The organism is Secundilactobacillus paracollinoides (assembly GCF_001702155.1).
Classification (GTDB): Bacteria; Bacillota; Bacilli; order Lactobacillales; family Lactobacillaceae; genus Secundilactobacillus; species Secundilactobacillus paracollinoides.
The window spans coordinates 1675957-1694514 of record NZ_CP014912.1 but is presented as its reverse complement, the minus strand read 5'-3'; the positions used below and the strand labels follow the sequence as shown (position 1 = coordinate 1694514).

16 protein-coding genes and 2 pseudogenes are annotated in these 18558 nt (G+C 45.7%); 8 read left to right on the top strand and 10 right to left on the bottom strand.

Features of this window, described 5'->3' with window-relative positions; translation table 11 throughout:
* Positions 1 to 191: 191 nt before the first annotated feature.
* Together AYR61_RS07095 and AYR61_RS07090 are read right to left on the bottom strand one after the other, a co-directional pair.
* Complete coding sequence (locus AYR61_RS07095) at positions 192 to 2159, bottom strand: glycoside hydrolase family 127 protein (RefSeq protein WP_054711287.1); 1968 nt, start codon at positions 2157 to 2159, stop codon at positions 192 to 194.
* Positions 2160 to 2189: 30 nt separating this feature from the next.
* Complete coding sequence (locus AYR61_RS07090) at positions 2190 to 3599, bottom strand: MFS transporter (RefSeq protein ID WP_065902341.1); 1410 nt, start codon at positions 3597 to 3599, stop codon at positions 2190 to 2192.
* Positions 3600 to 3981: 382 nt separating this feature from the next.
* Between AYR61_RS07090 and AYR61_RS07085 the strand changes: the two genes are divergently transcribed.
* Positions 3982 to 4947 (top strand): AraC family transcriptional regulator, encoded by a 966-nt coding sequence (locus AYR61_RS07085; RefSeq protein WP_054711286.1) that lies wholly within the window; start codon positions 3982 to 3984, stop codon positions 4945 to 4947.
* Positions 4948 to 4958: 11 nt separating this feature from the next.
* Entirely contained in the window at positions 4959 to 5159 is a 201-nt protein-coding gene (locus AYR61_RS07080) for a hypothetical protein (RefSeq protein ID WP_054711284.1), read from the top strand.
* A 668-nt stretch (positions 5160 to 5827) separates the two neighbouring features.
* On the opposite strand, the gene AYR61_RS07075 is transcribed toward AYR61_RS07080, so the two are convergent.
* Both AYR61_RS07075 and AYR61_RS07070 read right to left on the bottom strand, forming a co-directional pair.
* Positions 5828 to 7078 carry an oligosaccharide MFS transporter gene (locus tag AYR61_RS07075; protein ID WP_065902339.1) on the bottom strand — a complete coding sequence of 417 codons (1251 nt, stop codon included), beginning with the start codon at positions 7076 to 7078 and terminating at the stop codon, positions 5828 to 5830.
* Positions 7079 to 7127: 49 nt separating this feature from the next.
* Complete coding sequence (locus tag AYR61_RS07070) at positions 7128 to 8102, bottom strand: glycoside hydrolase family 43 protein (RefSeq protein WP_065902337.1); 975 nt, start codon at positions 8100 to 8102, stop codon at positions 7128 to 7130.
* A 556-nt stretch (positions 8103 to 8658) separates the two neighbouring features.
* On the opposite strand from AYR61_RS07070, the gene AYR61_RS07065 reads away from it, so the two are divergent.
* The 3 genes from AYR61_RS07065 to AYR61_RS07055 all read left to right on the top strand — a co-directional run bounded on the left by AYR61_RS07065 (position 8659) and on the right by AYR61_RS07055 (position 10244).
* Positions 8659 to 9549 carry an ArsR/SmtB family transcription factor gene (locus AYR61_RS07065; protein ID WP_065902335.1) on the top strand — a complete coding sequence of 297 codons (891 nt, stop codon included), beginning with the start codon at positions 8659 to 8661 and terminating at the stop codon, positions 9547 to 9549.
* Positions 9550 to 9621: 72 nt separating this feature from the next.
* Complete coding sequence (locus tag AYR61_RS07060) at positions 9622 to 9894, top strand: hypothetical protein (RefSeq protein WP_054711276.1); 273 nt, start codon at positions 9622 to 9624, stop codon at positions 9892 to 9894.
* On the top strand, positions 9891 to 10244 hold the full coding sequence (locus AYR61_RS07055; RefSeq protein WP_056987711.1) for a type II toxin-antitoxin system PemK/MazF family toxin: 354 nt from the start codon (positions 9891 to 9893) through the stop codon (positions 10242 to 10244). The genes AYR61_RS07060 and AYR61_RS07055 overlap by 4 nt, the downstream gene beginning before the upstream one ends.
* Positions 10245 to 10395: 151 nt before the next feature.
* On the opposite strand, the pseudogene araA reads toward AYR61_RS07055, so the two are convergent.
* The 5 genes and pseudogenes from araA to AYR61_RS07030 all read right to left on the bottom strand — a co-directional run bounded on the left by araA (position 10396) and on the right by AYR61_RS07030 (position 16003).
* Positions 10396 to 11824, bottom strand: a pseudogene (gene araA, locus AYR61_RS07050) (L-arabinose isomerase).
* Between the two features lie 33 nt (positions 11825 to 11857).
* A complete protein-coding gene (locus AYR61_RS07045; protein WP_065902333.1) occupies positions 11858 to 12586 on the bottom strand; it encodes an L-ribulose-5-phosphate 4-epimerase in 729 nt (242 codons plus the stop codon).
* A gap of 19 nt (positions 12587 to 12605) precedes the next feature.
* Positions 12606 to 14219 (bottom strand): xylulokinase, encoded by a 1614-nt coding sequence (locus AYR61_RS07040; protein ID WP_065902331.1) that lies wholly within the window; start codon positions 14217 to 14219, stop codon positions 12606 to 12608.
* A gap of 248 nt (positions 14220 to 14467) precedes the next feature.
* Positions 14468 to 15553 carry a GntR family transcriptional regulator gene (locus tag AYR61_RS07035; protein WP_065902329.1) on the bottom strand — a complete coding sequence of 362 codons (1086 nt, stop codon included), beginning with the start codon at positions 15551 to 15553 and terminating at the stop codon, positions 14468 to 14470.
* Between the two features lie 243 nt (positions 15554 to 15796).
* Positions 15797 to 16003 (bottom strand): hypothetical protein, encoded by a 207-nt coding sequence (locus AYR61_RS07030; RefSeq protein WP_056987708.1) that lies wholly within the window; start codon positions 16001 to 16003, stop codon positions 15797 to 15799.
* A 324-nt stretch (positions 16004 to 16327) separates the two neighbouring features.
* Here AYR61_RS07030 and AYR61_RS15925 point away from each other — a divergent pair.
* The 3 genes and pseudogenes from AYR61_RS15925 to AYR61_RS15355 all read left to right on the top strand — a co-directional run.
* A pseudogene (locus AYR61_RS15925) lies at positions 16328 to 16414 on the top strand (DUF7679 family protein); the annotation flags it as partial.
* A 35-nt stretch (positions 16415 to 16449) separates the two neighbouring features.
* The gene (locus AYR61_RS07025; protein WP_065902327.1) at positions 16450 to 16839 is read left to right on the top strand and encodes a DUF7679 family protein; all 390 of its coding nucleotides are present in this window, start codon (positions 16450 to 16452) and stop codon (positions 16837 to 16839) included.
* A gap of 506 nt (positions 16840 to 17345) precedes the next feature.
* Positions 17346 to 17633 (top strand): hypothetical protein, encoded by a 288-nt coding sequence (locus AYR61_RS15355; protein WP_156773222.1) that lies wholly within the window; start codon positions 17346 to 17348, stop codon positions 17631 to 17633.
* On the opposite strand, the gene mmuM is transcribed toward AYR61_RS15355, so the two are convergent.
* Positions 17603 to 18550, bottom strand: a complete 948-nt coding sequence (gene mmuM / locus AYR61_RS07020; RefSeq protein WP_065902325.1) for a homocysteine S-methyltransferase — start codon at positions 18548 to 18550, stop codon at positions 17603 to 17605. The genes AYR61_RS15355 and mmuM overlap by 31 nt on opposite strands.
* Between the last annotated feature and the right edge of the window lie 8 nt (positions 18551 to 18558).

Below are 18558 nucleotides of genomic sequence, written 5' to 3'. Positions count from 1 at the left end.
TTGTTTCATTAACATATTACTACATGCTAAAGACTGTTTTTTAACGAAAGCTTTCTACTTTCAAAACCAACACTAAAAATAATACTAGGGTCTGGAATTGTGGCTCTCGCTTGTAAACAGTCATGGCGACGTGTTCTAATCTCACATTGCCGAAACGCGTTTCAGGAGGCGAGACTGCCTCCTTCCACGCGCTACTTATTTAACCAAACCCGCATCTGCCCATCTTCCCGATTAGCCCAAGCATAGTAAGGCACCAAGGTCATTTCGACCTGCTCACTCGCCTGCTCGTTATCCTCGGTATACAGATCAGCATCCGTACCATCCAGTTCTACCTTATCCGCGCTTACCTTGACCACACCGACCCCGTTCAACAAATCGGCATTGTAGGCATAACTTGGTTTTGTCTTGGTATCCACTTCGTAAGACCATAGCGGTGCTTTATTATCAGCTTGTTCAGCCGCGTAAACGATTGGGCCACGTTGGATAGCGACCTTGCCAAAATCAGCACTATCACGGTTGTTAGCCCGCATAAACTTCACCCGCATATCAAGAGACAGGTCAATCGTCACAGTCTTGTCACTCACATCAAGATAGATAAACCCATCCTCTACTGGCAAGGTCTTCACCTCACCGTTGATCTCCAAGCCAAATTCTTTTGACCAGGATGGAATTCGAATACCAAGTTTAAACGACTTGCCATTTGGATTTTTCACATCGTAATGAATTTCGCCATTCCACGGGAAGTTATTCGACTGATTGAGTTCAACGCCGTCTTCAAACTGAGCGTCGTTAGAAATAAACTGGTGCGACAGGATCGTATCATCCGTTACCGTGTACAGGTATTGATCAACTGACGTAATCAACCGTGCCAAATTAGCCGGACAGCAGGCACAACCGAACCAGTCGGCGCGGTGAGTCAACACGTGCGACTTACCAGGATTTCCCTTGCTGGCAGCTGGATCAGCCTCAAGCGGGTTCACGTAGAAGAAGTGTTTGCCATCAAGGGCCATTCCACTGATGGCACCGTTAAAGAGCTCTTTCTCCAAAACATCGGCGTATTCACCCTTTGCCCGAATGTTCAACATTTGTTTGGCAAAGAAGGACATTCCAACCGACGCACAAGTCTCGCCGTAATCGGTATCGTTTGGCAAATCATAATCATAGGTCACAGCTTCCCCAGTTGTTGTTTGACCGATGTTGCCTGTGATGTACATTTGTCGTTTAACAATATCATTCCAGAACCGGTCACAAGCAGCCAGCAATGCTGCATCTCGTGTGTAGCGAGCAACGTAAGCCATCCCAGTGCAAAGGTAAACGACGCGGACGGCATGCCCATGTGGGACCTTTTGATCCGCAATTGGCTCACCGGCCAAGTAGTATTCACGGGTAAAATCACGCATCCCAGGTATCAGGTCGCGGTCAACACTGTCGCCATCAAGCGCAATTTGTTTTTCGAAGAACGCTGGGTCTTGCCCACGCTGGTTCAAGAAATAGTGGGCCAGATCAAGATACTTCTGGTCGTCAGTTGCTTCATATAATCGTGCCAACGCCAATTCAATTTCGGGATGACCATCGTAACCCGGAATCTTGCCTTCTTCTAGGCCAAAGTTACGGTCGATGCAGTCAGCCATTCGGGTAGCAATATCCAAGGCTTTTTGGTTACCAGTGGCTTGGTAGTACGCAACACCGGCTTCAATATAGTGGCCCATTGTATAGAGTTCATGTGACTGTTGAAGTCGCTTAAACTTCCGCTCTGGCGCGTCGATTTGGAAATACGTTGACAGGTAGCCGTCCTCATCTTGTGCTTTGGCGATCAACTCAATGAGATTGTCAGTGATCGTTTTCAAATCAGCATTCGGCTGATAGCTAAATGAGTACGCTGCAGCTTCCAACCATTTGTAGACGTCAGTATCTTGAAATGGGAACCCGTAATGATGGCCTGCCATTTCGCCGGCCGCAATCTTGAGATTCGCAACGGCGTGACTATTCTTATCCTGACCGTTATTTTGCGGATCATCAGCAATCGCAATATCAGCTTCATCATTCATGACCTGCCATTGATAAGGCAGGACCTCTTTAACAACCAGCTCGCGATAGCGTTTCCAAAAATCAGACGTAATGTCGACGTGCTTTAATTTAGGTGTCGCGAAGACTTGCATTGAAAGTCCCTCTTTTCTCTTTTATGTCGATTATTCAGCGGCCTTTTCAGCTTCGGCATTCCGCTTTGCTAAATCAGCCTTAACGATTGGTTCGTGGTTTTCCCACTTCCGGTAAACGATAATCAAAATCAAGCTTACCGCGTAAATAATGACTGGAATCCAAACAAATGAGAATTTAATACCAGTCATACTTGCAGCCGTTTGGTGCGCCTTAGAAGCAGTAAACCCAGCGGCTTTCATAATCATGGAAGCGATGAATGACCCAAACCCAGAACCCATTTGGATACAGAATGAAGCACCGATCGCAGTCAGGAAGCCATTTGCACGGATATGGTTGCGCCATTCACCAAAGTCAACGGTATCACCAACCATGGCGAAGAACATCGTGCAGGCACTCCCAGAACCGATACATGCGATACACCAGCCGATCAAGGCTGACGTCACGTTGGCACCGGCAAGCCCCATCCAAATTTGGCCAATCATTGTCAGGGCAAGCATAAACACTGTGGTTCCCCATTTATGCAGATACTTAGCAAAGAATGGGACGGCGGCCATCCCAAGCACTTGGATGATTGAAAAGCCGTTGAAGAATGAGGTTAAACTTGAATTGCCCAAATTGTACTGGAAGTAGTATGGCAACGCAGCGTTACGCGCCGTATAGGCTGTCCAGTAAATCAGGTTGGCTAACACGATAATGACCCATGGCCAGTTACCAGCTGCTGCTTTAAAACTTTCACGAATCGTAATAATTTTTTCTTCGGCGATGTTTTTTTCACGCATGTCGAGGAACGCAATGATCAGCAGGATAAACGCGATGATGGCGTAGACCCCAACGGCTAACGACCAACCGCGTTGTTGGTTGCCGTGCCCAAGCAAACTCGCAAATGGCATGATGAAGGTAACGGCGAAGAAGTTCCCAACGTTACCAAGAACCAGTCGAATGGAATTAGCTGACATCCGGTCATCAGAGTTTGATGTTAGATTGGGCAAAACTGACGTAATCGGTGTCGACATGGCTGTGTAGGACAAGTCAGCCAAGATGTAAGTTACCCCAGCGTAAACGATTTTTGCTGTGCCGCTCAGAGCTGGCGTTGTGAACAGTAACCAAACGAAAACAGCAAATGGGAGTGACATCCAGAGGAACCATGGCCGGTTCTTCCCATATTTACTATGAGTATGGTCGACTAAGATCCCCATGACTGGGGCACCAATGGCATCGAAGAAACGACCAACCAGTAGTAGGCCACCAGCTGTCCCAACGCCAAGTCCGAAGACATTTGTGAAGAAGTATAACATGTAAGAACTAATGATACAGTATAGCAGGTTCCCAGACATATCAGTGAACCCATAGGTGATTTTTCTGTGCCAAGGCAACCGGTCGTTGAGTAGTGAACTGGCAACGGCAGTGTGCTGATCGGCGTGGTCTGCATTTGCGCTCATAATTTAAGCCTACAACTTATAATTGAAAAAGCGTGATTCTTCAAAAAATAAAATGCGTCATTTGAAACGATATTGCTCGATTATCTACAATGCATGAATACGGGACAAGTCCTGCATTCCCTCCATATCCCGGGATGGATTTTTGCTTGCATCTATATAGTAAGCGTTTCCAAATTAACAAAAAAGGGCTATAATAGCAAAAAGGGTTACTGTTTCCGACTTAACCATTGTAAGTTGAGTTTACGAATGTTAAATTCATACTGAATCAGACGTTGATTAGAAACATTTTCGACATATAGTGACCATTTCCGATATTAAAACCAATTGTTCATTTTGAACTTTTAGTGACGGTTTCCGACATCACAAAAAGGAGGTTATGATTGTGTTATTTTCTACATTTACGCTTTCAAAAACACTGCTCTTTTATAAAGGTGGCGAATTCAAAGACGAAGGACCTTGGCAACATAAAGAGATGTTTCACAAGGGCGACTATGAACTTATTTTTTGTATTAATGAGCCTTTATATCTAGAAGTCGGGCAGCAACAGCTCGTGTTGCATAAAAACGAGATCCTGATCGTCCCACCCTTTACGAAGATGGTCGGCTATCAAAAATCAACTGATATCGACTTTTACTGGCTGCATTTCTTCTCTCAGCAGCCTGAACAGCTGTTAAATGTCCAAGCACAGGACCTCTTTCCGCGGGTGCAAACCAAGGATACCGATCACACGGATAAGGAGTTGTATTTACCGCTGGTGTTTAAGCTGGTCGATGCGGACCAAACAACGATCTTAATTCATCAGATCTTGTCAATTCACAACGAATTATCGTTTATCGAAGAACGCGACTATTTGGTATCAGCGCTCCTCATTCAGCTCTACAACACCTACTGGCATAACTTTGATCCAGATAATGAAAGCTCGCGAATCGACAACGTAAAGGAGTGGATTCGCGCCAACATTACCAATGACCTCACCGTTGCAGAAATTGCGGATAAGGTGCATTTAAATCCTGATTACCTCACCCGGCTGTTTAAAAAATACACCGGCATGTCAACACTCAAGTACCTCAATCACATTAAGATCGAAGTCGCTACCCTGTTGCTCATTCGAACCGAAATGTCCATCAAGGAGATCGCCTACAATTCATACTTCAACGACCCGAAAGTCTTCATGCGCAAGTTCAAGGCTGAAATGGGGCTCTCCCCTTCCGAGTACCGCAAGTGCAATAACTCAATTCACCTCAACAATCCACATGTCGATCCACAGATTCCCATTCCAAAACGAATCGCGGATTCCATCGACTACATTCCAGAAAACGGCAGTCTGCCAGAAACTTTACAGCCATAGGAGGCACTATCATGAAACTCTTTACCAAACACTTCGCCGGACAATCCATCGTTTCTTGGGTCCTTCAGATCATCCTGATCTGGATCGCCTGGGCCGTTAAATCTGGTCAAATTGCAAATAACCTCACCACGATTTTCGGTGCCGGCATCGTGCTCGTGCTCATCTACGTTAGTTTTTCATTGGATCGACGCGGGAATCGCGGGAAGGAATAATAGCGTAGCGCCTAGGGCTTATCACCCTGGGCGCTTTTTTGGGCAATGATGGGTAAAATAGGCCGTTATAGTCCGTTACATTCCGCAATTTGGCCCGGCATCGAAGTGGTTCGATACCGGGCCAAATTGCTGCATTCCACTGACATTGTGCACCCTTTTTACTACTAGTTAAGTATCACAATGGCGTTAAAACTAGTTTGGAGAGAATCCGCCCTCGACTGCTATTAAGGACACTGGCAGCAATGCTTCTCCCAATGTGCTAGGCACCAGTAACGCTTAATTAACAGGTTTCATGACGCCACTTTTGAAGCCTCGCCATCTAGGAACATAATTACAGGTATCGTAGCGGAGTGGAGTGGAACTGTTCGGCATTGCAGGCTGTGTTGTCGGTGATAGTTGATGTCCGTACTTTGGTCATTTACTATTACGGAAGACGTAGGAGCTATTGAATTTCTGAAAGGAAATTCAATAGCTCCTACGCGACCCCACTTCAGCCTGCAGGGCCGAACGGTGGAACGGAGCGACAAGGCAGTTCCAGTTAATAATCGCCTTTTGACATGTTCTAAAAAGGGACCCCAAGAATATTCCTGGAGTCCCACAAGTAAGTGAAAGTGTTTTAAAGTTTACTATTTATGAAAATCGCGTTTCTGCATTGTTTGCGGCAATGGTTATTCTTTCTTAGCTGCAACTTCACCAGCTTGAACTGGGTCTTCCTTCGTTAAGAAGAGGGCAGCGATGATGGTTGCAACGGCAACAATGGCGCCCAAGATGAAGTACGTGTGTTGGAAACCAATTGAGTCGTACAAATTACCGGCAACAGTTGAGAAGATGAAGACGGATATTTGCTTAGCAAAGTTCGACGACAACGCGTAAACGGTGGCGTAGACACGGATACCGAAGGCTCCGGCAATGTACTTCATGATTGAAGTTAAGACCAAAGGCATTTCGAAGCCGGCAAGCAAACGAAGGATGATAACCAGTGCGGCACTTGGTGCTAAGGCACTACCGACGATCCGGATGCAGAGGATAACCCCGTAGGCAATCAAACCATTACGTGAACCGATCTTGTTGATCAACCATGGCATTGGGAACATCAGTAAGAATTCCAAAGCAATTTGTGCAGTAGTTGTGTAACTGTAGGCCGTGGTTGCGGCAGCAGTTGTGTGGAAGAACGTCTTGAAGAAGATAACGAATTGTTGGTCGAACACATCGTACAAAGCTGAAGTCCCAATGTAGAAGATCGATAAGATCCAGAAGTTACGGATCTTGAAGATTTGACCAATTAAACTCCAGTCCAATGAGTCGCTAGTGTCACCAGCAGCGGCGGCATTTTCCATGTGGATCTTATCACTGAAGGTGATCGTCAAGGTCAAGATGATCCCCATTACAGTACATGCCCAAAAGATTGAGTTTGGTGACCAGAGGAATAACTTCCCACCTGCAAATGAGGCACAGGCACAGGCCAAGGAACCACCCATCCGTGAGTGGGCATATTCAAACTTGTTAGCCAGACTAGCACGTTGGACATATTGTTCAACAACGGCAACCCCACCATTGAACACGAAACTGAGGAAGATACCAGTAACAACGGCAACTAACGCAGCGTTAATGTGAACTAATGGTAAGAATAACCACTGGAAGTACGGTCCAATTAAAATTGAGGCAATCGCAATGATGACCAGTAAGTTCTTTTTGAACACAAGGCGGTCAGAGATGATCCCAAAGATTGGTTGGAAGATCAGTGACATGAAGGCCATCATTGAGAAAACGAACCCAGCTGTGGTTCCGTCCAAATGACCCTGTTGTTCCATCCAGAGGGTTAAATACCCGTTAATAATTTGCCACTGGAAGAAGTAAGTAAAATCGGTGACTGGAAAGCCCCAGAAATCTTTTTTCTGTCTTGGTTGTGTATTATCCAAGATAATTCACTCCATTTCTATTCGGTATAAACTTGACGGTTTAGATTGATTAATCGTAATTGTAAGGAACTGGCTTGCCAAAGTTTGGTGTGCCATCGTCGTTCCAAGTAAATGGTTGAACCTTTGTATGACGATTTGGATCATACAATGGATCACCCTTGATCTCGGTGTAATCGCGGCAGTGGTAGACCATAATATCGGTTTCGCCATCTTCAGCGATCGTAAACGAATTGTGACCTGGGCCATATTGATGGGTTGCTAAATCGCTCTTAAAAACGGGTTCCTTTGACTTTGCCCAATTAGCGGCATCGAGCAAGTCGGCGTCGTCACTGACAGTCAGCATGCCCATGGCGTAGTTCTCATCGGTAGCGCTTGCAGAATAGGTTAAGAAGTAACGACCGTTGCGGTGAATAATAGCTGGTCCTTCATTGACCCAGAAGCCGATAATTTCCCAATCGAATTCTGGCTTAGACAACATGACTGGTTTCGTCTTGAGTGTCCAAGGATTTTCCATTTCAGCAATGTATAAGTTGGAATTACCGCGAATGGCCTTATCTTTTTGAGCCCAAACGTAATACAATTTGTCGTTAGCTTCAAAGCACGTGGCATCCAGGCAGAACGTATCCTTGTCGGTAACGACTTGGCCGTGTTCAAACCAGTTGTCCTCGTTTTCCATTGGGTTTTCAGCATCGCACTCGATACAGAACATCCGGTGTTGAAACATCCCGTTTTCGTCTAGCGCAGTGGTTTCAGCCGCTGCAAAATAGACGAACCATTTGCCATCAATATAGTGCAGTTCCGGCGCCCAAATCAGCTGACTAATGGGACCGCTTTCATGTTTACGCCAAATCGTTCTTGGTGCAGCATGTGCTAGGCCGGCTAATGTTTTAGCTCGACGGATTTCAATCAAGTTATAGGCTGGCACTGAAGCTGTGAAATAGTAGTAACCATCAGTGTGTTTGTAGATATATGGATCTGCCCGTTGAACAATGAGCGGATTGATATATTGATTTGTGTTCGCCATGTTTTACGATTTCCTTAAGACTTTTATCACTACGTAGCTTGTTCCTCTTGTGCACGGTTTTATCATAAAATGAGCCGAAAGCGATTACAATATGCTTTTTGATGTTTTAGTGTGTTTTTTTGATTACTAGCAACCTTTTTATTGTTAAAAACGCAATCATTGACCTATTTCATCCTAATAAACCATATAAACCATCATTTTATACTGATGAATTTAAAATCGAAATAAATATTTATTGAATAAATCAAGGAATTTTCATCTGATTAGTTGGCTTAAAAAAACTAAACAAAATCATAATATTGTCAGCAACAGGCATCAATCAATCGCCTATAAATCAGCTTATATTTCGATAATTCATTTAAAATTTCAATGGTGCAAACGCATCTAAATAATATATCGCATGAATTTCCATACTAATTCCAAACTATTTTGCTATTTTAGTTTTAAAACAATAAAAGCATTGGTAAAATGAACTTGTCCAGTTAAATTACGATTCAATCTCAATATAATTATTGTTACTTAATTAACAATCAACCTTATTATTGGAGGCATTCCCATGGAAGCGGATATCACATTAAGCTCTCTTCCCGTCTATAAAGCACTTGCTAGTCCAGTTCGACTGCGCATCATTCAAAAACTCTCAGCACGTAAGATGAGCGTGCATGACCTTTCCAGCGAGTTGGGACTGAGCGGCACCATTGTGTTACAACATCTCAACAAACTCGCGGATGCAGGTATTATCAAATTTGAACGTATCGGCCACAATAAGGTATCGCGTTTGACTGTTGATAACATCAACGTGCATTTTCCTCAGACCATTTACCCGGAATTTGACTCTTACAAAACCGAGGTCCCCGTTGGCCACTTTACGAACTTTTCGGTCAAGCCTTCGTGTGGCCTCGCTGGTAAAACGGACTATATCGGCAAGGTCGATAACGCCGCCTATTTTATGGACCCTGATCGCATCTCGGCAGGCATGATCTGGTGGTGCAACGGCTTTGTGGAATACCAATTCCCAAATTATTTAACTGCCAAAAACAACGTTGAGATGCTCGACCTTGCAATGGAGCTAGGCTCAGAATTTCCCTTCTCTAACAACGTTTGGCCCTCAGACATCACCTTCTACATTAACGGTACCGAGATCGGCACATGGACCGCACCAGGCGACTTCTCAGACACCCGTGGTAAGTACACGCCTGAATGGGTACCAGACAACGTGAACCAGTATGGCATCCTTAAAACGCTGCGCCTGACCCACGACGGCAGTTTTCTAGATGGCCAGCCGTTTACTGACGTCAAACTCGAAGATATCGATACAAGCCGCGACACGTTTGCTGTTCGGCTTGGTATCAAGAAAAACGCCAAGAATAACGGTGGTTGTACGATCTTTGGTCGTGGCTTTGGGAACTATAATCAAGACATTGAAATGAAGTTGTTTTATAGTTAATGATTCAAATCAAAAGACTCGCTTTTTTAAAATTTTTGTATATACTTGTAATTACAGAAAGAGGTGGCTAACTTGGCAACTAAATCAACTGAAAAAATTCTTGGTGAATTTGCTACACGACGAACCGGTAATTCATTGACACTAACAGTCCCGAAAAGTGCTGGTGTTCCTGAAGGAAAAAAGTTTATTCTCGTTTCCAAAGATGATGATACTTTAGAATATCGAGCTGCCAAAGATAATCCATGGCTTGATGGCACTTACTCGGATATCGATTTTCGTTCCGAACTAGACCGAGTCGGCAATTACGGTCTGGAATCACCCATTGGGAAGGAGAAACCTGAGTGAGTCCAAAACAAGGTGACCTCATTTACATTGACGCTGAACCCCATATCGGCCACGAGGAAGGCGGACACGATCCGGCGGCAGGTAACATTAAGCAGCCGATGGTCGTTATCTCAAATGATGGCTATAACCAACAAACAGGCATGGTTGTCTGTATGCCGATAACATCCAAACAAGTTGAAAATAGGCGTATGTATGCCCCGATAGCCGATTTTGATAGTGGCATCAAGGGCTCAATCATCTTATTTCAAGTGCCAAATTATGATTTTGTGGGCAGACATGGTGAAGTCGTCGGCAAAATTAGTAATACCGTTCTAAATCGGCTGATTGACTTTGCAAAGACAATTTATTAACAATGAAACGACAAAACAGCGTTCAGATTCTTGTAATGACAAGAACCTGAACGCTGTATTTTTGGTTAGCAATAGTTTCAATATCAAATAAAAAGCCCAAGAGTTGGGCGTTCTTGGGCTTTTTATATCAGATTGAGGGGTAAAACTTCGATTACTTGATGTTGATCAAGTGCAAGTTAACCATGTTAGCAAAGTCTTCTACTTGTTGGGCAGTAACGCCAAATGAGAAAACCGTGTGGTGGCCGCCACCGTTTTGGATCCATTGAGTAGCGCCTTCCTTGAGGCCTGCTTTAGGCGTCCATAATTGCTTAGCAACAGGCAGCTTTGGTGTTTCGTCAGCCTTATTTGCAGTGACTTCGTACATGATCATCCGATATTCGTCACCGAAATCAGCTAAGGTCACGTCAATGGCGTCGCCTTCGTCACCGGTGAAGACCAACCGAGCAGGGTCTTCCTTGCCACCGATGTCCAATGGGTGTACTTCGATCTTTGGCTTGTCAGAAGCAAGTGTTGGATCGACTTCGAGCATGTGTGAACCGAGAATGGCTTCGTGGCCCTTCCGCAGATCAAGGGTGTAGTCTTCCATGAAGGCTGTCCGCTTGTTATGGCTGATGATCTTCATCAAACGATCCAAAGCGGCGGTCTTCCAGTCCCCTTCACCTGCGAAACCATAGCCTTCAGCCATCAACAATTGTGTTGCCAGACCAGGTAATTCTTTCATACCGTACAGGTCTTCAAAGTTATCTGAGAAGGCGGTGTACCCGTGCGCATCCATGAACCGCTTCAACCCAAAGTATTCGCGAATTTGGTACTTCACGTGGTCTTCAAAGAAGGCTTCGTCGTTACCGCCGGCACTTGGGTTCATGGTGTAAGTCTTCGCTAATTCAGCATACTTTTCGTCGATATCAGCATCCGTCACCTTGTTCATTTCTTCAACGAGATCGCCAACGGCATAGTAGTCAGCAGTCCAGCCAAGTTTGAATCTGGGCTTCGATCTTGTCGCCATCAGTCACAGCAACGTTGCGCATCTTGTCGCCAAATAAAACAACCTTGATCTTGAAGGATTCGTTGTAAGCCACGGCAACGTCTTGCCAATCAGCAATCTCTTGCTGGGTCTCTTCGTCACCCCAGTAGCCGTAAACGACCTTGTTGTTTAACCGGAGACGCGCATTGATGAAGCCGTATTCGCGGTCACCATGAGCGGACTGGTTCAGGTTCATGTAGTCCATGTCGATGCTGTCGTAAGGAATGTAGTTCAAATATTGGGTTGCGAGATGCAACAGCGGCTTTTGCAACAATTGCGTGCCGCGGATCCACATCTTAGCTGGGCTAAAGGTGTGCATCCAGGTAATGACACCGGCAACGGAATCATCATGGTTGGCATCCTTCATCAGTTTCGTGATGTTGTCAGCAGTGGTTGCTGTCAACTTAAATTCAATTGGGTAAGGCAGGTTGCCTGAAGCATTAAGCTTCGCAACAATGTCCTTAGCGTCATTTTCAACGGACTTTAATTGTTCGTCCCCGTATAAGAATTGGCTCCCGGTAACGAACCAAAATTTGTAGTCTGGTGTTTCGATCATGATTTTATTCTCCTTTTAAGGTTAGTTTTTAAATTAAGACCGTGCTGCGTGGTCCTTTGAATGTGCATTGTTTTGACCGTAGTAGGCATTAGCACCGTGCTTACGGTAGTAGTGCTTATCTAACAGGTATTGCGGCAGTTCAGAACTTTGATGCGTCAGTTCCATGGTGTGGAAGTCTTCTTCTGCGACCACTTCAAGGACCTTGGAATTATAAACGGCCTTGGCTGGTGTCGGCCCCCATGCGAAGGGCCCATGTTGGCTCACGAGGGCTGCTGGCACAGCTTCGTAATCTAGACCGCGTTCGTTAAAGGTCTTCACAATGGTCTTACCCGTGTTGCCTTCATAGTCGGCTTCGATTTCTTCTTGCGTCAATGCATCCGCAGCCGGCACATCCCCAAAGAATGTGTCCGCATGCGTGGTGTTCATGGCCGGGATGTCCATCTTAGCAGCCGCAAAGGAAACGGCCCATGGAGAGTGGGTGTGAACGATCCCGCCGATATTTGGAAAATGATTGTACAGGTACGTATGAGTTGGGGTATCGGAAGACGGGTTCATTTCACCTTCAACCACTTCCCCTTTTAAATTGACGACGACCAGGTCTTCAGGCTTTAAATCGTCATAGTCCACGCCTGATGGCTTGATGACAAACAATCCTTTTTCGCGGTCGATACCTGAAACGTTCCCCCAGGTAAAGGTCACGAGGCCGAGTTCCGGCAACTGCATGTTTGCTTCATAAACTTCTTGTTTTAAGGCTTCTAGCATTTCTTAATGGACTCCTTTATTAAAGATCAATTGATTGGGTGGCTGCTAATTCAACGTTCAAGCCTTTCTTATAGGCTTCGATGAACGCGTTGCATCCACTAACACCAGCCGGATCAGGGTTGACCGTGGTGGCCTCTGGGTCAGCAAAGACTTTGTGATCCAAGAAATCTGCCAGGTCTTCAACGCCCGGCTCAGTTGCCTTGGCTAGCGTGTATAACCCAAGAACGGCCATGCCCCATGGGCCACCTTCACCGGCATTGCTCATGACGGTGATTGGTGTATCCAACGCATCAGCCAACACCTGTTGACCGATCTTAGGGGTCTTAAACAGCCCACCCTGGGCAATAAACACGTCTGCTTTAATGTGCTCTTCATTCGCCAAAATATCGTTGCCGATCTTTAACGGTGCGAAAGCAGAGTACAGATGTGTCTTCATGAAATTCGGTAGGTTGAACTTGCTATTCGGTGTCCGGACAAACATTGGCCGGCCTTCAGGCATCTTAGTGATGTTTTCACCTGACAGGTAGGCGTAACTGAGCAGGTCACCGGCATTGTCATCCGCACGAGTCGTACTGTCAAACAGCGCACCGTACAAATCATTTGGCTGGAGATCAACACCGATTTCCTTGGCAAATTCACCAAACAAACCGACCCAGGCGTTGATGTCTGATGAACAGTTGTTGGTGTGCACCATGGCAACGGGTGCGCCATCTGGTGTGGTCACCATATCGATATCGCGGTGAACGTTGGCCATTGGTTGGTCCAAGACCACCATCGAAAAGGCGGATGTCCCAGCGGAAATATTCCCGGTGCGTTTCCGAACCGCGTTGGTCGACACCATCCCAGTCCCAGCATCACCCTCAGGTGGTGCCATCAGCGAACCGGCCTGCAGTTCACCAGACGGATCCAATAACTGAGCACCGGCAGTGCTGAGCGTTCCAGCCGTTTCACCCGCTAATTTGATTTCAGGTAAAATGGCTTTCAAATTCCAAAGATACTGGCGAACACCGCGTTGTTGATTGAATTGGTCAATCATTTTTTCTGAGTAATCTTGGGTGTCGTCATCAATTGGAAAGACCCCAGACGCATCGCCAATACCCAGCACTTTTTCGCCGGATAATTGCCAGTGCACGTACCCAGCAAGGGTCGTGATGAAATCAATGTCTTTCACATGATCTTCCTGGTTAAGAATTGCTTGATAAAGGTGCGCAACGCTCCATCGTTGTGGAATGTTAAAATCAAACAGTTCCGTCAGCTCATCCGCTGCCTGCTCGGTAATATTGTTTCGCCAAGTCCGGAAAGGCACTAACAGATTGCCTTCCTTATCGAATGGCATGTACCCATGCATCATTGCACTCACGCCAATCGATCCGATCTTCGTCAAAGACACACTGTACGTCTCGCGAACTTCCTTGGCCATTTGCGCATAACTGGTATGGATGCCTTCCCAGATGTGATCAACTGAGTAGGTCCAAATGTTGTTCACTAGTTCGTTTTCCCAGGTATAGTCCCCGGACGCGACCGTCGTGAAATCGTCTGCGACTAGCACAGCCTTGACACGGGTCGACCCCAGTTCAATCCCCAGCGAAAGTTGTCCGTTTAAAATTTTTTCTTTAATCTGGCTTGTTTCCATGTCTGATTCCTCCAGATAACAGCTCGTGGGTTAAATTTATTAATACATTAATCGCTTACAACTTGAATTTTATTATATTTATACTAATAAATCAATGTATTTTATATTTATACGGACACTAGCAATTGTGACTGTACCTCTAAATGCTGTGAGATTAGGCATCAAGCCATACTTTGTTCTTTAAATTTTTTGGCACAAAAAAAGCCTCGGGGTCTTTATTTGACCTCGGGACGCTTTAAGAGAACACTTTAATTGATTTTTTTAACTGAATCGCGGACAACCATTTCCGGATCGTAAACAATCGATTTGGTAGGCTTTTTACTGATCAAATTCATCAATAGTTGGGCTGCATCATGCCCCATCCGCTCTTTTTCATGACTCATGGTCGTGATTGCTGGATCGATGTACCGGACAACGTTATAGTCATCAAACCCCGTGATTGAAATATCGTCCGGAATGCGTAAGTTCAACGACTTGACCATATCGATGACGCGAATTGCCAGCTGGTCATTATAGCAAACAATGGCCGTCGGACGACTATTGGATTTCACCGCGTGTTCGATCTTCGCCAAAATCTGTTTGATCGGGTCCATTGACTGATACATGATGATATTAGACTTCAACGCGATCGCCGCGTGCTCTTGGTAGGCCTTGATAAACCCGTTCATCCGGTTGACCCCTTGCACATCATCCACCTGAAACACCCCTAGGATGCGCTCGTGGCCTTGATCGATCAGATAATTCGTCAATTTCGCCATGGCACCCTCATCATTGGTGGTCACCGATGGCGCGTTCAATTCTGGCAAATCATAGGTTGCGTTAATGAACACCACTGGCAGTCCCAGCTCCGCAATCTTGTCATACAAATCGCGGTTCGCCGTTGGAATCGTACTTTGAGTGGGTTCAATAATCAAGCCAGCAACGTTGCTCTGCAACATGGTTGTCAGTGAGCGCCGTTCGAGTTTCGGGTCGTTATGCGTATTCGCCAACAGGATTGAAAACCCATTATCAGAAATGATCTGGTCCGCCCCGCTAATGATGCTGGGAAAAATATAATTGGCAATATGAGTTGCAATCACGCCAATCATCCGGTTTGAATTGTTTTTATTAGCTTGTGCGGTTTGCCAGTCGTTCACATACATGCCGCCACCCTGAATCCGGTAAACAAAATCCTCATTTTCCAAATCTCCGATTGCCCGGCGAACTGTGTACCGGCTGACGTTGTAGTCATTCATTAATTCCGTTTCGGTGGGCAGCTTATCTCCGATTGCGTAAGTGCCGGCAAGGATCTTTTCCTTAACGCCGTCCTCCACAATTTCATATTTTGCTTGCATAGTCTTAACTCCAATTGCTTGCCGGTAGTCCCCTAGCGCTGCTGCCGGGTGCATAATTTTTTGTCGCTCAATTAATGTATGCTTTCCAGTATAGCAAATTTATTCGGTGACTGACCAATAAATACAAGAATAATCTGGCTTTCATTACGCATTGTCGTCACAAAAAGGTGACTTTTCCTGTTATATCAGGAAAAAGCCACCTTTGAATTTATTGGAACCAGTCAGTCGTTTTTATAACCAGCGCTAGTCATTTACGGGTCGACGATGCAGGATCATATCATCGATCACTGTGATGATGCCCAGAAGAATCATCGCAATGTCCAACCAGAAGTAAATACTCGAAACGGCCTCACTTAAGAGACTGCCAGCCCCCATGACGAGTACGACAATGCCTAACCAGAACTGAACATTTTTATAGAAGGTACGGTTAAATTTTAGCTGTTTATTCATTTCCTAGACCTCTTTTCGCGGTGATGGTCACGCTTTGTTAATTGGACTCATTGTGACGCAATTTTTATCCGAATGCAAGCGGTTACGAGATTGTTCAGTCACCATTAGTCGGTCAGAACAGCCATTAATCAGTGTTTCTGGTCTTAAATTTATTCTATAAATTATTTTTTCGACTTGAAATAGTTATCAAAAACAGTAATAATAGCCTCTAAACTCAAAAATGACCACTTAGAACACCTATAAAAGGTGCTTGCTTTATCCTAACGACTAGCATAAAGTAATTAATGGTAGCGCTATCATTAGACAAAAAGGGGGATCAGCAAAATGACCGAACAACTGTGGTGTGCCAAAATTGAACGGACGGATGGGCAAACCATCGCTTACCGGCTCTCTGGTGACCTCCAGCACGCTTTAGACATTGACGCGTTGCTGGTCAACGGCATCTGTTGCACGGTCTTATTGTCATCCCTCTGGCACCATATATCTTTGCCAAACCAATGGGAACCAAAGACGATGTGTTGCCCCCATACGGTGTTGGATTCGTCACACAGATCTACCAGCAAGCGCGTGACGAAGCCATTGTGCTGATGCCAACGCGCAGTCAGTTCATCGACCACGTCTACTGGCCAAAGGATACTCGCGAAAATGTGCGGACTTATTTACAGCATGATTACGCCTGGCTCAATAAAAAACAGATCGATGCTGATATCGATTACTGGCAACAAAGAGAAAATAAACAGCAATGCCGACCCAATCCATTCTGGCACGTTGTTTCTGATTATCGAATTCAGCGGCATTTGCGGCGAATTAAGGCTTATCGCCGGCATCATGAGTGACACATATAGTAAAAACGCCATCCTGGTAGGTGGCGTTTTTTGATTGAAGATTTTAAGGATGAAATGAGTGCCTATTTGAGTGTGATGCTTTTTACACCAAAACCGAAGTACTTTCTGGAAAGAAATCTTCCATATGTTGAGTGATTAAGAATGAGCTATTAGTTCGCTTTGTTCCGCCGTTCGGCCCTGCAGACTGAGGTGGGGTTCGCTCCGTAGCTATTGAATGTCTTGGCATAAATTCAAGGATCTCCTACGTCTCCCTTGTTCGTAACCGGCTAAAAGACAGCCGTTAGCGACCACCGAGCCTGCAATGCCGAACATCTACACTACAATACTTAAATAGTCAGCATAGATGGTATATTTTCATAAATGGTGTCATGAGATCGGTTAATTAATCGTTACCAGTGACTAACACTTTGTCTGAAGCATTGCTGTCAATGGCCTTACTAGCAGTCAGGGGCGGATTCTCCGCAAACCAGTTTTAACACCCTTGTGATGCTTAACTAATGGCAAAAATTGAACTCAATGTCAGTGGAATGGCGCAATTTGGCACGGTGCTGTGGTGTCGACATCAGTTAGCGACCGTCCCTGAGCCGGTTACTGATGTGCGAGTCGATGAAGATCCATTCGAGAGCTGCGCAGCAGAAATCGAATTAGCTTCATCGCGAGGCACTTCAGCTCCGTGCCAAATTGCGGAATGCAACGGACTATCACCTGGTATTGGAAAAACGTTTCAAAGGGTAACGGATCATTACCACACTATTTATTTTCTAACTGTCTCCGCCACTTCCTGAATATCATCAGGTGTGGTCCGGCAACAGCCGCCAATCAATGACGCACCGGCCGCCTGCCACTTTGGGACTAGTTCACTGAACGGCACCGCGTGGGGATTTGTTTGCCAGGTTTTTGTCTTTGGGTCATAGGTGTCGCCGTTATTTGGGTACACCACGATTGGTTTGTCCGTTGCATCGTGGATGACCTTTACCAACCCCTCAATGTTGTCCATGGCCGTGCAATTGACGCCAATTGCGACAATGTTTGGGTACTGGTTAAAATAGTCGACTGCATCCTTCAACGGTGTGCCATCGCACAATTCAGCCTTATTCGTGACACTGAAGGACAGCCAGGCTGAAATCCCTGTAAATTCAGTGGTCAACAGGTCAGCCAACGCCTTTGTTTCTTCAAAGTTCGGTTGCGTTTCAAAGGCAAACAGATCGATGCCGGCCTCTTCCAGCAGTTGCATCCGCGCGCGGTGAAACCCCTTATACTCGTCTGCGCTTAACTCGTAGTCCCCGGTATACTCGCTGCCGTCAGCCAAGTATGCACCATAGGGGCCGATACTACCGGCGATCAACAGCGGCGTTGCTTGGCGCACGGAGTCTTCCAACGTTTCTGCATAATCATTGCGGGCCTTTTGCGCGAGTTTGACGGAATCAAAGATCATTTTTCCGCTTTGTTCAGCAGTTAAGCCGGCCTTTAAGAATGCCGGAACGTTGGCCTGGTAACTGTCAGTGATGGCGATATTGGCACCCGCATCAAAGTAACTGCGATGCACATCCGTAATCGCCTGCGGGTCGTGCACGAGCGCCATGGCAGACCACAACTCGTTGTCGGTGTCCACGCCGCGTTTTTCGAGCTCTGTGGCCATCGCGCCGTCGAGCACCAGGCTGGATTGTTTCTCAAGCCAATTTTTTAGTAAGTCATTATTCATATTAAAAT

Excerpts from the sequence above, each read along its gene's own strand:
- AYR61_RS07095 (WP_054711287.1), bottom strand. The coding sequence starts at position 2,159 with ATGCAAGTCTTCGCGACACCTAAATTAAAGCACGTCGACATTACGTCT.
- AYR61_RS07090 (WP_065902341.1), bottom strand. The coding sequence starts at position 3,599 with ATGAGCGCAAATGCAGACCACGCCGATCAGCACACTGCCGTTGCCAGT.
- AYR61_RS07080 (WP_054711284.1), top strand. The coding sequence starts at position 4,959 with ATGAAACTCTTTACCAAACACTTCGCCGGACAATCCATCGTTTCTTGG.
- AYR61_RS07070 (WP_065902337.1), bottom strand. The coding sequence starts at position 8,102 with ATGGCGAACACAAATCAATATATCAATCCGCTCATTGTTCAACGGGCA.
- AYR61_RS07065 (WP_065902335.1), top strand. The coding sequence starts at position 8,659 with ATGGAAGCGGATATCACATTAAGCTCTCTTCCCGTCTATAAAGCACTT.
- AYR61_RS07045 (WP_065902333.1), bottom strand. The coding sequence starts at position 12,586 with ATGCTAGAAGCCTTAAAACAAGAAGTTTATGAAGCAAACATGCAGTTG.
- AYR61_RS07040 (WP_065902331.1), bottom strand. The coding sequence starts at position 14,219 with ATGGAAACAAGCCAGATTAAAGAAAAAATTTTAAACGGACAACTTTCG.
- AYR61_RS07035 (WP_065902329.1), bottom strand. The coding sequence starts at position 15,553 with ATGCAAGCAAAATATGAAATTGTGGAGGACGGCGTTAAGGAAAAGATC.
- AYR61_RS07030 (WP_056987708.1), bottom strand. The coding sequence starts at position 16,003 with ATGAATAAACAGCTAAAATTTAACCGTACCTTCTATAAAAATGTTCAG.
- AYR61_RS15355 (WP_156773222.1), top strand. The coding sequence starts at position 17,346 with ATGGCAAAAATTGAACTCAATGTCAGTGGAATGGCGCAATTTGGCACG.
- mmuM (WP_065902325.1), bottom strand. The coding sequence starts at position 18,550 with ATGAATAATGACTTACTAAAAAATTGGCTTGAGAAACAATCCAGCCTG.